The sequence below is a fragment of the Moraxella sp. CTOTU47724 genome (assembly GCF_032014955.1).
In the GTDB taxonomy this organism is placed as follows: domain Bacteria; phylum Pseudomonadota; class Gammaproteobacteria; order Pseudomonadales; family Moraxellaceae; genus Faucicola; species Faucicola tetraodonis.
In genome coordinates this window covers 35520-51065 of the sequence record NZ_DALZSV010000001.1, presented here as the reverse complement: position 1 = coordinate 51065, position 15546 = coordinate 35520, and the positions used below count along the sequence as shown (strand labels likewise).

General features: G+C 44.1%; 14 protein-coding genes. 11 read left to right on the top strand and 3 right to left on the bottom strand.

Annotated features, from left to right (window positions below; genetic code table 11):
- The first annotated feature begins 5 nt into the window (after nucleotides 1-5).
- The 7 genes from nuoI (at nucleotide 6) to RTR63_RS00210 (ending at nucleotide 7476) form a co-directional block, all read left to right on the top strand.
- A complete protein-coding gene (gene nuoI, locus RTR63_RS00240) occupies nucleotides 6-557 on the top strand; it encodes an NADH-quinone oxidoreductase subunit NuoI (RefSeq protein WP_007115474.1) in 552 nt (183 codons plus the stop codon).
- Entirely contained in the window at nucleotides 554-1198 is a 645-nt protein-coding gene (nuoJ, locus tag RTR63_RS00235; RefSeq protein WP_312384315.1) for an NADH-quinone oxidoreductase subunit J, read from the top strand. The genes nuoI and nuoJ overlap by 4 nt, the downstream gene beginning before the upstream one ends.
- A complete protein-coding gene (nuoK, locus tag RTR63_RS00230; RefSeq protein ID WP_007115476.1) occupies nucleotides 1198-1521 on the top strand; it encodes an NADH-quinone oxidoreductase subunit NuoK in 324 nt (107 codons plus the stop codon). Before nuoJ ends, nuoK begins: the two co-directional genes overlap by 1 nt.
- Before the next feature lie 7 nt (nucleotides 1522-1528).
- Nucleotides 1529-3430: an NADH-quinone oxidoreductase subunit L gene (nuoL, locus tag RTR63_RS00225; RefSeq protein ID WP_312522006.1), complete on the top strand. Its 1902-nt coding sequence runs from the start codon at nucleotides 1529-1531 to the stop codon at nucleotides 3428-3430.
- Between the two features lie 5 nt (nucleotides 3431-3435).
- Nucleotides 3436-5022: an NADH-quinone oxidoreductase subunit M gene (nuoM, locus tag RTR63_RS00220; RefSeq protein ID WP_312522004.1), complete on the top strand. Its 1587-nt coding sequence runs from the start codon at nucleotides 3436-3438 to the stop codon at nucleotides 5020-5022.
- On the top strand, nucleotides 5023-6543 hold the full coding sequence (locus RTR63_RS00215; RefSeq protein ID WP_312522002.1) for an NADH-quinone oxidoreductase subunit N: 1521 nt from the start codon (nucleotides 5023-5025) through the stop codon (nucleotides 6541-6543). It begins immediately after the preceding gene.
- Between the two features lie 93 nt (nucleotides 6544-6636).
- Complete coding sequence (locus RTR63_RS00210; protein WP_312522000.1) at nucleotides 6637-7476, top strand: ferredoxin--NADP reductase; 840 nt, start codon at nucleotides 6637-6639, stop codon at nucleotides 7474-7476.
- A gap of 88 nt (nucleotides 7477-7564) precedes the next feature.
- Here RTR63_RS00210 and RTR63_RS00205 read toward each other — a convergent pair whose 3' ends face one another.
- Entirely contained in the window at nucleotides 7565-8281 is a 717-nt protein-coding gene (locus RTR63_RS00205) for a hypothetical protein (RefSeq protein WP_312521999.1), read from the bottom strand.
- A gap of 319 nt (nucleotides 8282-8600) precedes the next feature.
- Between RTR63_RS00205 and RTR63_RS00200 the strand changes: the two genes are divergently transcribed.
- From RTR63_RS00200 to RTR63_RS00185, 4 genes are all read left to right on the top strand, one after another.
- Nucleotides 8601-9512 carry an energy transducer TonB gene (locus RTR63_RS00200; RefSeq protein ID WP_312522125.1) on the top strand — a complete coding sequence of 304 codons (912 nt, stop codon included), beginning with the start codon at nucleotides 8601-8603 and terminating at the stop codon, nucleotides 9510-9512.
- Nucleotides 9513-9542: 30 nt separating this feature from the next.
- Nucleotides 9543-10247 (top strand): HAD family hydrolase, encoded by a 705-nt coding sequence (locus RTR63_RS00195; RefSeq protein ID WP_159374383.1) that lies wholly within the window; start codon nucleotides 9543-9545, stop codon nucleotides 10245-10247.
- A 101-nt stretch (nucleotides 10248-10348) separates the two neighbouring features.
- Nucleotides 10349-11444, top strand: a protein-coding gene (prfB, locus tag RTR63_RS00190; protein WP_219330954.1) for a peptide chain release factor 2 whose coding sequence is annotated in 2 segments (ribosomal slippage) — nucleotides 10349-10420 and nucleotides 10422-11444 — 1095 coding nt in all. Because the reading frame shifts where the segments join, the coding sequence is not laid out codon by codon here.
- Nucleotides 11445-11549: 105 nt separating this feature from the next.
- Nucleotides 11550-12086, top strand: coding sequence for a gamma carbonic anhydrase family protein (locus tag RTR63_RS00185; protein WP_096488635.1), 537 nt, complete (start codon nucleotides 11550-11552; stop codon nucleotides 12084-12086).
- Nucleotides 12087-12167: 81 nt separating this feature from the next.
- Here the strand turns inward: RTR63_RS00185 and RTR63_RS00180 are convergent, their stop codons facing one another.
- A complete protein-coding gene (locus tag RTR63_RS00180; RefSeq protein ID WP_312521996.1) occupies nucleotides 12168-14009 on the bottom strand; it encodes a hypothetical protein in 1842 nt (613 codons plus the stop codon).
- A 157-nt stretch (nucleotides 14010-14166) separates the two neighbouring features.
- Nucleotides 14167-15546 (bottom strand): type IV pilus assembly protein FimV (locus RTR63_RS00175; RefSeq protein ID WP_312521994.1); only part of this gene is annotated, 1380 nt, incomplete at its 5' end.

The window sequence follows — 15546 nt, the reverse complement described above, 5'->3', positions numbered from 1 at the left end:
AACGTATGTATTTGACTATGGTAAAAAACACGATTACGGGTTTTGGCTCAATTCTGCGCACCCTAATCATGGTCGCAAGTCATGCGACCCGTAAACGTGATACGATTTTATACCCAGAACAACCTGTTCCTGTACCGCCGCGTTTTCGGGGGCGTATTGTACTGACACGTGACCCGGATGGGGATGAGCGCTGTGTGGCCTGTAATTTATGTGCTGTCGCTTGCCCGGTGGGTTGTATTTCACTGCAAAAAGCGGAACGTGAAGACGGACGCTGGTATCCAGAGTTTTTCCGTATTAACTTCTCACGTTGTATCTTTTGTGGTATGTGTGAAGAAGCGTGCCCGACAACGGCTATTCAGATGACGCCAGATTTTGAGCTCGGTGAGTACAACCGTCAAAACTTGGTGTATGAAAAAGAGCATTTGTTAATTTCAGGCCCGGGTAAATTCCCTGACTACAATTATTACCGTGTGACTGGGATGGCGACCAAAGATAAACCTAAAGGGGCACACCAAAATGAGTCTGCACCGATTGATTTACGGAGTTTATTGCCATGATAACCGGAGCAACGATAGGGTTTTATTTATTAGCGATTGTCGCTATTTTGGCTAGTTTGCGCGTGATTACTCGTACCAATCCTGTGCATGCGTTATTAAACATGATTGTCACGCTGCTGGCGTTATCAGGTATTTTCTTTGCCTTAGGTGCGCCATTTGCCGGTGCGCTTGAAATCATCGTTTATGCGGGTGCGATTATGGTATTGTTCGTTTTTGTGGTGATGATGCTGAACTTAGGCACCCAAACTACCTTAGAAGAAGAAAGCTGGTTATCATCCTCGGCTTGGGCAGTACCGGCAGGACTTGCATTTATTGTGGGTTTGACCTTGTTTAGTTTGATTGGCATGAAACATGGTTTTGAAGGAATGATGCCAGCGTTTATCGGGGTAGAGCCAGTTACGGCAAAAATGATCGGTGCCAAATTATTTACTGAATATTTATTGTTGGTCGAAATTGCAGGGTTTTTATTACTAGCGGGTTTGGTGGCGGCTTATCATTTGGCAAAATCTGCCTTGGATGATGAAAACGAAAGTCATAACAGTGAGCTTGGTAATACCATACAACCTGCCTTAACGAAGTTTATTGATAGAGAGCCCAGCCAACCGGCTGTGTTACGCGAAGTTCAGGAGGAGAAGGCATAATGGGACACTTTCCATTAGAGCATGTGCCATTAGAGCACGGTCTAATCTTGTCAGCGATTTTGTTTGCCATTGGTTTTTGTGGTGTGATGGTACGACGTAATTTTTTGTTTATGTTGATGAGTCTTGAGATTATGATGAATGCTGCTGCCTTAGCATTTGTAGTGGCAGGTAGTCGCTGGGTCAGTCCTGACGGACAAATTATGTTTATTTTGGTGCTAACTTTGGCAGCCGCTGAAGTCGCAATTGGGTTGGCTATTCTTTTACAGTTTTATCATAAGCGTGGTCATTTAGATGTCGATACGGCAAATGAGATGAAAGGGTGAAATCAAAATGAGTATGTTACCTTTAACCTTTATGCTGCCGCTGATTGGCTTTCTGATTCTAGCGACCATGCGTGACCGCTTAAGCGAAAACGCAGCCGCAGTGGTCGGTGTCGGTAGTATGGGTTTGGCTGCTTTGTGTGCCTTGATGGCAGGCAGTGATTTTTTAATGAACCACCCACAAGGCGCTATCATTAATCAGCCATTGTGGACGTGGATGCAAGTCGGTAGTTTTGCCCCAAAATTTGGTCTCATGCTGGATGGTTTGGGCGTGACGATGATGGGCGTGATTACCGGTGTCGGTTTTTTAATTCATATTTTCGCGTCATGGTATATGCGCGGTGAAACAGGCTACGCAAGATTTTTTAGCTATATGAACCTGTTCGTCGCAAGTATGTTGTTACTTGTGCTTGCTGACAATTTAGTGCTGTTGTACTTAGGTTGGGAAGGCGTTGGTATCTGTTCTTACTTATTGATTGGTTTTTATTATCACGAGCGCGCCAACGGCCGTGCTGCGATGAAAGCCTTTACCGTAACCCGTGTGGGTGATGTGTTTTTAGCATTTGGCTTATTCTTGTTGTTCCGTGAATTGGGTACGTTAAATATCTCAGATATCAATGCCAATGTATCGCAAATGCTAACGTCGGCAGGGTCAACGGTGACGATTTTTGGTCATAGCTATCCTACTATCAAAGTTGCGGCTGTGATGCTAGTGCTTGGTGCGATGGGTAAATCTGCACAAATTCCGCTACATTCTTGGCTTGCTGATGCGATGGCAGGTCCTACGCCTGTTTCAGCCTTGATTCATGCGGCAACGATGGTTACCGCAGGTGTGTATTTAATTGCCCGTTTACATCCTGTGTTCTTATTGACCCCTGATGTGTTGGCAAGTTGGGTGGGTATCGTTGGGGCAACAACATTGTTGGTTGCTGGTTTCTGTGCGCTTGCACAAACCGATATCAAACGTATCTTAGCTTATTCAACCATGAGTCAAATCGGCTATATGTTCTTGGCATTAGGGGTAGGCGCTTGGCAAGTTGCAATTTTCCACTTGATGACCCATGCGTTCTTTAAAGCTTTATTATTTCTAGGGTCGGGCGCTGTTATCTTGGCTTACCATCATGAGCAAAACATCTTTAAAATGGGTGGGTTGTTTTATAAAAATAAATTCCTATTTGCGGTGTTTGCGATCGGGGGTGGGGCACTTGCTGCGATTCCTTGGATTACGGTGGGTTATTACTCAAAAGATGAAATTATTTGGGAAGCCTTCGCATCAGGTCATATGAATTTATTTTGGATGGCAGTGGTGGGTGCGTTTTTAACCTCGATTTATACGTTTCGTATGATTTGGATTGTGTTCTTTGGTGAAGAAAAAACGCCTATTCACGATCTTAAAGGTTGGACATACTGGCTGCCGCTCGCGGTATTGCTAGTGTTATCAACTGCGGTGGGGGCGATGATTCATCCACCATTAGCAGGCGTATTGCCACAAAGTTTTAGCGTGATTCATCCTGAGGTAGAACATGGTAAGCACACGGCAGAAATGATTGTGATGGCTGCGATGTTGGCGGGGTTGATTGTGGGTGCTTTCTTGTTTGCCCTAGATAAAGGTCGCATCGTGAGTAAGTTTAACCAAACAGGTTTGGGCCGTGCGCTTAATTACTGGTGCTATCATGGTTTAGGTTTTGATGCTTTGTATGACATTGTATTTGTTAAACCATTCTTATTGATTGGTAAGTTGATTAAAATTGACCCGATTGACCGCACTTGGAATATTTTACCAGCCCTATCGTTGGCAGGTAACCGAGTGGCGACATGGTTCCAATCTGGCTCGATTCGTGGGTATGCTGCAAGCTTCGGTCTTGGCATGGCAGTATTGTTGGTGTTGGTAATGATGATGATAGGGAAGTAACAGTTATGCAAAATAATCTCTTATTACCCGCCTTGATATTTATTCCAATCATTGCAGGTTTTCTGTGTTGGTTGGTTGAAAAAGTTGATGAACGTTTTCCGCGGTGGATTGCGTTTCTTGGCATGCTATTAACGTTTTTGATTACGGTAGCTATTTGGCAAAACGGTAACTTTATTGGTGCAGCACAAACCATTGCTGAGGTGACTGCTAAACCGACTTGGTTGGCAGAGTTTCAACTACCTTGGATGCCCTCATTGGGGGTCAGTTTCCATTTAGCCATTGACGGATTATCGCTGTTGATGGTGAGCCTAACAGCCTTCTTAGGTATGATGGCGGTGGCGTGTTCATGGGGTGAGATTACTCGCCGTGTGGGCTTCTTCCATCTTAATCTGCTTTGGAGTCTGGGCGGTGTTATTGGTGTTTTCTTAGCAATCGATATGTTCTTGTTCTTCTTCTTTTGGGAGATGATGTTAGTTCCTATCTATTTCTTGATTGCAATCTGGGGACACAATGCGATTGGTGGTAAAACCAAAGAATATGCCGCAACCAAATTCTTTATTTATACCCAAGCATCGGGTCTGATTATGTTGATTGGTATTTTGATTTTGGTGATGATTCATGCATCAACGACAGGTCAAATAACTTTTAACTATATGGACTTGCTCGGTACAGATCTTGGCAAATGGCAATATCCAATCATGCTGATGTTCTTTATTGGCTTTGCGGTTAAATTACCAATTTTCCCACTGCATGGCTGGTTACCCGATGCGCACGCACAAGCACCGACTGCAGGCTCGGTCGATTTGGCTGGTATTTTGATTAAAACTGCGGCGTATGGTTTATTGCGGTTTGTCCTACCATTATTCCCAGAAGCCAGTGCTCAGTTTGCACCGATTGCGATTACCTTGGGCGGTATTGGTATTTTTTATGGGGCTTGGCTTGCGTTTATGCAGCAAGATATCAAGCGGTTACTGGCTTATACCAGTATTTCACACATGGGTTTTGTGGTACTTGCGTTGTATGCCGGTACGTTAATTAGTTTCCAAGGCTTGATGATTCAAATGTTGGCACATGGTCTTAGTTCAGCGGCATTATTTATCATGAGCGGTCAGCTTTATGAGCGTCTACATACCCGTGATTTGAGCCAAATGGGTGGTATGTGGGGTCAAATGCGTTATTACCCACCGTTACTTATGTTCTTTGCCGCGGCATTATTAGGTATTCCAGGTACAGGTAATTTTATTGGTGAGTTCTTAATTCTTCTAGGGTCTTTTGCCTCGCATCCTGTGGCAGTGGTGTTTGCAACCTTTAGCTTAGTCGTTGCAGGTTTATACGCATTAATTATGGTTTATAAAGCATTATTTGGTACGCCAACAGCGACGATTGAAAAAATGTCACCGATGCGTGATATCAATGCGCGTGAAGCGGCAATCTTGTTGGTGCTTGCGTTTGGCTTAGTATGGTTAGGTCTATATCCACAATCATTCTTAGATACCTCTGATCACAGTATGCAGTGGATTAGTGAGGCATATCATGTCCAGCAAGTTGTACCTACTTCTCAAGAGCCATTTGCTCATATGGAGGTAAAATAGATGAATCCTATTATTCCATTTGCTAGCAATGTGCTCATGCCATTGTTTCCAATGATTTTAATTTCCATTACCACGGTGGTGGTGATGATTGCCATCGCCATGAAGCGTTCAAATTTTGTGGCAGGCACCCTTAGTGTCATTGGTCTTAATGCTGCCTTGGTTGTTGTCCTTATACAATTATTGGGTGGCAATGCTGATAGCATATTGCATGGTCTGTATGAATTATTTACGCCATCGCAAGGCTTGATTGCTCCCTTATTTGTGGTGGATAGTTTTGCCCAGTTCAATATGGTGATTATTTTAATCAGCTCGCTTGCGTGCTTTACCTTGGCGTATGGTTACATTGGAGGCTATCGCGATAATAAAGAAGAGTTGTATTTGCTACTGCTTATCTCAACATTGGGCGCGCTGTTTATGGTATGCGCTGATAACTTAGCTTCTTTCTTTGTCAGCTTAGAGTTATTGTCGGTACCGCTATATGGTATGTTGGCTTATACTTATGCGCGTGGTAAATCGTTAGAAGCGGGTTTTAAATACCTCATTTTATCGGCGACAGCCTCTGCTACCATGTTGATGGGTATGGCATTAATTTACGCAAACACAGGGACTTTATCATTCCGTCAAATTGGTATGGCAATCGTACCCATGTTTCAAAATGGTATCGTTATGCCGATTTTGGTGGTGGGGACTGCATTAATGTTATTTGGTATTGCCTTTAAACTCTCAGCAGTACCATTCCATACTTGGACGCCAGACGTTTACCAAGGTGCGCCTGCGCCTGTGGCGACTTTCTTAGGCAGTGTTTCCAAAGTAGCTATGATGGCGTTAGGGTTACGTTTCTTATTGTCTACGGCGACCTTAGCCTTGCCAGCAATCAATACCTTGATTGTGGTGATTGCCAGTTTATCGATGATTATCGGTAACGTACTGGCGCTTCGTCAGCACAATATAAAACGTCTGTTAGCCTATTCATCTATTGCGCACATCGGCTATGTGTTAGCGATTATCAGCGCCGTAAAAGTTGAATCAGCAGGTTTTGTCAGCCTTTACATGGCAGTGTATGCGTTTACCACCATTGGTGCGTTCGGTGTCGTGACTATCATGTCAAGCCCGTACAAACGTCAGGGTGAAGCAGAGTTGGTTGAAAACTTCCAAGGGATTTTTTGGCAACGTCCTGTGCTAACCGCTGTATTGACTGTGATGCTATTATCATTGGCAGGTATTCCATTGACCGCCGGGTTTATCAGCAAATTCTTTGCGATTTTTGCTACCGTTTCTGCGCAAAGTTGGTGGCTCACTGCCATGATTATCGTGGGTAGTGCAATTAGCTTGTATTACTATCTAAATCTTATGGTCACCTTGTTTAGACGTCCCCAAGAAGTACAGCCGCACGATGCGGTCAATCATTGGGGTATTCAAGCAGGCGGCATCATGGTGTTGTTGGTGACGTTAGCGGTATTGTACTTCGGTATTTTCCCCGAAACGTTATCAAAAATTATCACGCTAGTTCGCATATATTAATCCAATTTTAGTACTGCGAATAAAAAAGCGTATCTTAGCTCATTAAGGTACGCTTTTTTGTTTATAATGATGCAAAAAAATGGTCAAGATAATATGTCAGATGATAAAAGTATTCGCGTTAAAGTGATTGAAGTGACCCGTTGGGCGCCCACCTTGCTAAGTTTTAAAGTCACGCGCCCCGATGGCTTTAAATTTACCGCAGGGCAATTTGTTAGGCTCGGTATCCATGGCAAAGATTTACAATATTTTGCACAAAACCATGAGACCAAATTAATAACTTCTGAGACGCAAGATAAGCCCATTGACCTTGATGGCTATGTGTTTCGCGCGTATTCCGTCGCATCTTCGCCCTATGATGAATTTATTGAATTTTTCTCGGTGGTCATTCCTCACGGGGAATTCACCAGTAAGGTTAATCATATCCAAGTGGGCGATAGTTTATTGCTTAATACCACGCCATTTGGCTACTTGACCTTAGTCCGCTACCAGTTACCCCTACCCAATGATTTATGGTTGCTGGCAACAGGCACGGGTTTAGCCCCATTTTTATCGATTTTAAAGACCATCGAGGTATGGCAGCAATATCAGCGCATTATTTTGGTGTACAGCGCACGCACCTCGCAAGAGCTTGCTTATCAAGCGGAAATTGGCTCGATTAAGTCAATCTATGGCGACAATGGGGCAGCGTTTGTATTTTTGCCCATTGTCACGCGAGAAGCGGATTATGCCGGGCAAAAAGCGCGTATTCCTAACTTGATAGTGTCGGGCAAGTTAACCCAGTTGGTAGGGCAAAAACTGGATAAAGAGCGCAGTCACGTGATGCTGTGTGGTAACCCACAAATGGTCGAAGATACCAAAGAAGCCTTAAAATCGATTGGATTGACCATGAATCGGCGCGGCGAAGGCAATATTGCCGTTGAAAACTATTGGTAAGCATCTCGTTAATTGGCAAAGCATAATCAGTAAAAAAATTGGTGAAAGAAAAGCGGTAAGGGATGAGGGTTGATACCCATGAAAAATACTAAGCCGCTTTTGTGGCGGTATTGGTCACTGCAGGATTATCCGCTTCGGTAATCAATTGGTCACCACTGCCTATATTGAGAATTTCACCGACGTTGGCATTGGCTCTCATTAGGAGCTGCTGTTCAGCAAGATAGCCATGATTAACTTGCACTTTGCGCAATGTTGCCATGATTTTTTCGTTTTTCTTAAGCCAGCGACCAATATCGAGATACAAGATATCATCTTTTTGGTGCACCAAATTGATTTTCTCTAAAATCATGCCGAGCGGGTCTTTCTTTAACACTCGTTTAAAAAACCAAAGCGCCGCATGAATCGCTTTTGATTTCAGATAGGAATCTGAATACAAGGCAATGACATCGGTGTCAGTTAATTGCTGAAATACCAAGCGTTGGCGATAACGGTCAAATTGGGCATGTACCACACCTAAGTTGACAGCCAGGTCAGCGAAAATGCCATTATAGTTAACCGTTGCATACAGTCGAAGCCAGCCTTCATGAATCTCTAGATGCATGGCTAATATCGCTTTGACTTTTTCAACCACAAATTTTTGAATGGCATCGTTTAGCTGTTTTTCGGTGGCGGGCACGATAAACTCTTGACCGGCAAAATCTTCAATTTTTTCATACCACGTTTGTGATTTTTGCATCAGTTCACGTGCGATTTCTTCAGAATGGGTGGCAAAAAATTCATCCAGTTGCGTTTTGCTCGTTATCACTATCGTTTCTCAGTTTTTTTATATTTGTATTGAAAGCTATTATTGTAGTCAGTTTTTGGGCATTGTAAAGTTGCTAATCATAAAGTCATTAATCATAAAGTCGCTGACCCGTCTACAAAAAATCTTGTACCAGTAATTGGTAAACATTGATTGCTACTTATTAATTGCTCACCACTGATTGCTAATGGCGTATGAATTTAGCTTCAGCCAATGTTTGATTTAATCTATAATATCTGCGCGTTATAATACATGAGTGATTTGTATTTTTTTAGCAAGGTTGTAGAGATAGCGTCATCATCGTTTAAAGGGTTATATTTTGGTGTATAGCAAAGACAGTCACCGTGATGTTTTTCATAAGTTAATGCCACATACTGCGGCTTGCAAAGACAGCGTCATGCTATTTGCTACCATTACGGCAGTGGCAATTCATGCGGCTGTTATTTTTGGTATCCAATTTGAAGATAAAAGCTCACCAACCGCAGCGGTGCAAGAAGTCACCACGGTGTTGACCGAAAATCTGCAAAAGAATGAGAAAGCCGATTTTATCGCCAATGCCGGCCAGCAAGGTGGCGGTGAGTCCAACGAAAAGCTACGGCTTGAAAATAATACCATAAGCCCCTTACAAGACGAAGCAATCAATGACACCGATGATATCGTGAGTCAAGAACGCCAAACGCGTCAAGAAGCGTTTCAAGAAAGCTATCTACGTACCACGTTAAGCTTTGAAAAAATCCGCAGAGAAAATAACATTAAAAAACAAGACGATAGCGAAAATCTAGCCGCGCAAGAACAACGGGTACAGGCACAAATTGCCACCCTTGAAACCAAAATCAGCAGTAACCGCCAATTACTAGCCAAAAAATCTGCGGTCAAGACTATCAGTAGTAACTCCACCACCACGGGTGAAGCCGCGCGCTATATCGAGAATTTTCGCCAACAAGCCTATCATATTGGCAACCAGCAATATCCCCAAGAAGCCCGCGCCAAAGGCATCAAAGGTGATGTCATGCTGATGGTGATTATCGAGCCTAACGGGCAAGTCAAATCTATCAAAGTGTTACAGTCATCAGGCGCTACCATCTTGGATGAAGCAGCAAAAAATTCGGTGCGTAAAGCCGCGCCATTTGGTAAGTTCTCAAAGGAAATGCAAGATTATTTGGAGCTGCGCATTATCCGTACTTGGCGATTTGGTGATACCTTAACCGTTGATGACCAAAACCCCGCAATTTAACTTTTCACTAACTATGCTAAAGGCTGTCCTATGTCAACCGTACTACACAAAGAATTGGCGCTATTTGACCTCGATAACACCCTCATTGATACCGATAGTGACTATATGTGGGGCGAGTTTTTGGTCAAACATCATTTGGTAGAAGAAGCGCTGTATCGGGCTAAAAATCGGGAGTTTTATGAGCACTATATCGCAGGGACGCTCGATGCGGTCGTCTATAACGAGTTTGTGGCAGGCTTTTTAAAACAGCATACCTTAGCGCAGTTGCACCAGTGGCGTGAGCAATATTTACAAGAAGAAATCGCGCCAAAAGTGCGTCCAAAAGCGGTTAACGCTATCCAATCACATTTACAAGCAGGGCACGATGTAGTAGTGATTTCCGCCACCAATGCCTTTGTGGTTAAAGCAATTGCTAACAAATTATTTTTGGTAGCGGAAGATAATATTTTAGCTACTGAGCTTGAAGTCACCGAGCAGGGATACACGGGTAAAGTCGCAGGACAGCCAAACTTTAAAGAAGGCAAAATCATTCATTTAAAAAATTGGATTGCTCAAAAAAACGCGCAAGGTATTACTTACACCAAAACTTATGCCTATTCGGATTCAAAAAATGATTTGCCGCTATTAGAATGGGCGGATGTAGCGATTGCGGTATGCCCCGATGATACTCTACACGCGCATGCCTTAGCGCATCATTGGGCGGTGGAAGATTGGTCGATAAAAGCACAGGTGTAGTGGGCAACAGCCAAGATGAATGGCGACAGCTAAGATGAATCCAGTAACAGATTCAGGTATAATGGCGCATTTTTCATAGTAACACGTTAAGGTAACCTCACATGGAAATCAACCCGTATTTAGAGCATATCAAAGACTTAACTGACCGTGGCAACCAGCTTCGGGGGTATCTTTGACATCGAAGCCAAGCAAGAGCGTTTGGAAGAAGTCAATTTAGAGCTTGAAAACCCAGAACTGTGGAACGACCCAGAGCGTGCCACCAAAATCAGTAAAGAAAAATCGCAGCTTGATAATGTCATTGGCGTGATTACCGCTTTAGATGATAAGTTAGAAGACGCCACAGCCATGATTGACTTAGCGGTGGAAGCCGATGATGCGACGCTACTGGCAGACGTACAAGCGGAACTCGATGAGGCCGAAGCCAAAGTCGCAGATTTAGAGTTTAAACGTATGTTTAGCGGTGAGATGGATGGCAACAACTGCTATGTTGATATCCAGTCAGGCTCAGGCGGTACCGAAGCACAAGACTGGGCAGAGATGCTGCTGCGGATGTATTTGCGCTGGTGTGAATCACATGGCTTTAAAGCCGAAATCATGGAACTATCAGCAGGTGGTGTCGCAGGGATTAAAAGCGCATCGATTCATGTGAAAGGTGACTATGCGTTTGGCTGGTTACGTACTGAAATCGGTGTGCATCGTTTGGTGAGAAAATCACCGTTTGATAGCAACAACGGTCGCCACACGTCGTTTGCCGCGGTGTTTGTATCGCCTGAGATTGATGATAATATCGAGATTGATATCAACCCTGCCGATTTACGCATTGATACTTATCGCTCAAGCGGTGCAGGCGGTCAGCACGTTAATACCACCGACTCTGCGGTGCGTATCACCCACCAACCGACAGGGATTGTGGTTGCGTGTCAAAATGAACGTAGCCAACATGCCAACAAAGACACGGCAATGAAAATGTTACGTGCCAAACTGTACGAGCGTGAAATGATGCAGCGTATGGAAAAGCAACAAGCGCTAGAAGAAACCAAATCGGATATTGGTTGGGGTAGTCAAATTCGCTCGTATGTGCTCGATGACTCGCGGATTAAGGATTTGCGTACAGGGGTGGAAACGTCCAATACCCAAGCGGTGCTGGATGGTGATTTGGATAAATTTATCGAAGCGAGCCTAAAAGCAGGGCTTTGATTTAACTGCATTGGCCACAATAACCCATTGCTAATTTATCCGCACTTGCTAAAATTAGAGGGTCAATTTTTTAGTTGACGCGCTTTTTTTTCATAAGGATTTGATATGCTGTACCAATGGCAAGACAAAAAACCCACCTATCAAGCACCCTTCACAGGCTGGGTCGCAGACTCGGCTGAAATCATCGGCGATGTACATCTAGCTGATAACGTCAGTGTGTGGTTTGGCGCGGTGATACGCGCGGACAATGCACCGATTTATTTGGGCAAAAATAGTAATGTGCAAGAAAACAGTGTGATACACACCGATGAAGGTATCGCCGTCACCATTGGCGAAGGCGTGACGATTGGGCATTTGGCGATGCTACACGGCTGCACTGTTGGTGATAATAGCTTGATTGGTATCGGTGCGATTGTGCTCAATAATGCCCAAATCGGCAAAAATTGCATCATCGGTGCCAATGCGCTTGTCACCGAAAATATGCAAATCCCAGATAATTCCATCGTGATGGGAAGCCCTGCGAAAGTTGTCAAAACCTTGCCGCAGGGGCGCGAAGTGATGCTTCAACTATCCGCATTACATTATGTTGAAAAAGCCCATGCTTTTAAAACGGGACTTACACCCATAGCGATTGAGTATTAAGTTGTTATAAAGTAATTCAAAAAAAATTAGACCAAAAAAAAGGATAGTCAATTTACTATCCTTTTTTTATGCAGAACATGATTAAGCGATACGTTGTCTTAACGCTGTGGCACGTTCTACCAACGCCGTGTTGTTGCTGTCTTTGATTTCATCAAGCAAGCGTTTGGCACTGTCGTATTCCCCTAAATTCACATACTGTTCTGCCAAATCTACGTTTAACGTATCCGTGTCGATATCCTTAATCACATCCAGTATCGCTGATAAATCCTCAACAACTGGTGCCGTTGTTAGGCTTACGTTATCTGCTATCGATGTTGTTTCAAGACTAGCGGTTCGGGTCGTAGTTGTCTGATTAGTTGCTTGAGTAGCTGTATCATCAAAGGACAAATCAATCAAGTCATCTGATGGGGTAGGCTCAGTGACCAAGACATTTGACGTAGCGTCTTGCGCTTTGGTCGTGTCATCGTCTAGCGCAAAATCAAACATATCATCTGAGATAAGTAGCGAGTCAGACTGGCTAGGGGCTTTGACTTCTATAGGAGCGCTGACTTCTGCCAAATCAACAACAGGCTCAGTGACTGATGGGGTAGCAACTGTGGCTAATGTGGCTGCTTCTGCTTGAAGTATTAATTCATCATCCAAAGCAAACGATGCAATATCTGTAGCTTCATCACTTGCAAACGGTACAGAGGTTGCTGCATCGGAAGTTAGATTGCTAGATGCTTTGGTATCTGACGCGCCAAAGCTTAAGGCGGTTTCTGTAGTAGCGTCATTGGTTGGAGTAACCGCTGGCTCAGCGTTCAAATCAAAGTCGAAATCAAAATCATCTGCGATGTTGTCAGCGCTCGGTGCAGCCGTTTGGGTCATTATCATTGGTTCTACAGCAGTAGCGGTAGGTGTTGATTGCGTCTCTGGTAAACTAAAGTCAAAATCAAAATCGCTGTCGCTAATAGCCTCGTTATTGACGTTACTTGCCAAAGTGGTTGTTACAGATTCCTCTTTCACTGGGGTAACAATTTCGGTAGGCGATTCTAGGGCAGGGGCAGCGACAGTCTTAGCGGTCGCGGGCTCATTGCTAGGTAGATCAAAATCAAAATCGTCAAAAGTTAACTCATCTGATTGTGGTTGCGCCGCTGTGGTTTCAGTAGTAGGCTTAGTTTCAGGCGGGACAGGTGTAACAGGTGCGATTTTGGTTTCAGGCACATCGAGTGCAAAGTCAAAATCTAATTCATTATCGGCATTGTTGCTAGCACCATTAGCTAGGGTTGCTGGCTGTGCCATTTCAGTGACGCTGGGCATGGCAACCTGTGAAGTGCTGTTGATGGCTGGCTTATCACTTTCTTGTTTATTAAAGCCTGGCAAATCAAAATCAAGTACATCTGATTCAACAGCTTCAGGGGTATGGGTCATCACTGTGCTGCGTGCATTTATCGATTGTTCTTCATCTACCAGCATTTTTAGGTTATTGGCTTGGGTAGTGAGATCAGCATCGTTGAGTGCCAATACTTCTGAGTAGAAGCTATTAAAGTGCTGATAATCTTTAGCCAAGGCATAGCTATTAAGTAAAGTAAAATTCAACCCACTATGTGAGGGATGATTTTTTAGCGCACGACGTAACGTTGTGATAGCGCCATCATAGTCTTGGGTTTGAATCAATTGCTCAGCCGCTTGTAACTCATGCTGCGCACTCTCGGCGGTATTGAGGGTTTGAGCAGTCTGCAAAGTCGTTTGCGGTAGGTTAGGCGCAGCTGGGCTTGGCATCTGCGATTGACGTTGCAGTTCTAGTTCACGCTGCTGCTCAGCCAAGGTTTTTGGACGTTTGACTTCGGTCTGAGTATCAACCGTTGTCTGGCTCTTACCTTTTTTCATCAAGAAAACGCCAGCAACAATTACCAAAATCACTACTGCTGCGATACCTATCATTATTGGATCCATCTTTCACCTCATCGTTACGGTAGATAGTGATCATTAGGGCATAGCAAGATATAAGCTACCGCTTTATGCGACTAATGAATCACCACAAATTTGTTGTACGGTATGAAATGACACAGCACACAGGCAATATCATCCACGCGCTGTATTATTTTTTGTTTAACTCTTTTAAGCGTTTTTCTAATTGGGCAAGCTTGGTGTTTTGTATTTTCAAGCGATTTTCAGCGCCCACTAAGTCTTGATTGAGTTTGTTAACTTTAGTGGCTTGCTGGGCAGTGGCTTGGCGTTTTTGCTGCACTTGAGCCGCCACTTGGGATGACATCCCTTTGCTTACCTTGTTCTTAGTACTCTGACCTTGTACTGAACCATTGGTATGATTAGGTGCGATGATGGTCATTTCAGATTTTTTAGTCGCTGCGTATGGCCGCGGTGCTTTTTGTGCTTTAAGTGTCTTTTTTGTCGTTTTTGGGGTGGCTGGTTGTTTGGCAGCAGATTTTGGTGCGATGACAGATTTTTTGCTTGCGACACGTCTTTTGTTTTGACGATATTGTTGTCGCGCTTTATTGGCTGATTTTATCCCAATTTGTGAAGGGACTACTTTGTATTTTGGGATTTGTAATTGGGTATTGGCGACAAGTTTGCTTGGGTCATTATTTGGGAACGTGGTCGGGTTGGCTGACATGATATCTGCCATCACTTGATCCACATCTTTGCGGTTTGCCGCTGCGATATTACTGGCGATTGTCCAAAGGTTGTCATTGCGCTGTAGTGTATAAGTGGTTGTCTCGCCAATGATTTGCGGGTTTTTGGCGCTATACTTAAATTTGGACTTGTCTGAAGGTTGATTGCCATAACTAGCTGCCGGGCTTGGTAATTGATTGTCTGCAGCGTTTGTTTGGATGGGGTTTTGCGTTTGGGGCATGGCTTGCATATAGACAGCGCCATTTGGCTGAACAGATCGAACCGTTCGCGTCTCTTGAGTACGCAGGTAGTCACTGTTTTCGCTAGCTTGCGTCATTGGGGCGGCGCCAGCGGGCATACCAGTTGTAGGTAAATTAGGCAGCTGGTTGATGGTGGTTGATGGCAAGGTTATCGGCTGCATGGGCATAGGGTCGGGCGACATAACAGGCAACTGCACAGGATTGGCCGAACCTATGACGATGTTTTGCGTAGGTGATTGCAAAGCCGTGGTATTGGCTTGCGTGGTGATTTTTTGTGCGCTGTCGATGGGCATCAACAAGGTTTTTGGCAACGTTTTGGTCACGCCATTTTCCGTGATATTGAGCACCACATCGGTAAATGGGGCATTAATCGCACGTTTGGTGGTCAATACAATCTGACCGCCATTGCTACTGGTTGGGACAAATTTGATTTGAATATCGGCATCTTTTGACAAGCCTAGCTGGCGATACACATCAGCTTGGGCGGCTGTGACAGAAAAAGTTCTTGGATTGATATCACTGACATTAATACTGGCGTTTAAAGGTTGGTTTTGTTGGGTTTGTACATAAGTATCGCCAATATTGAC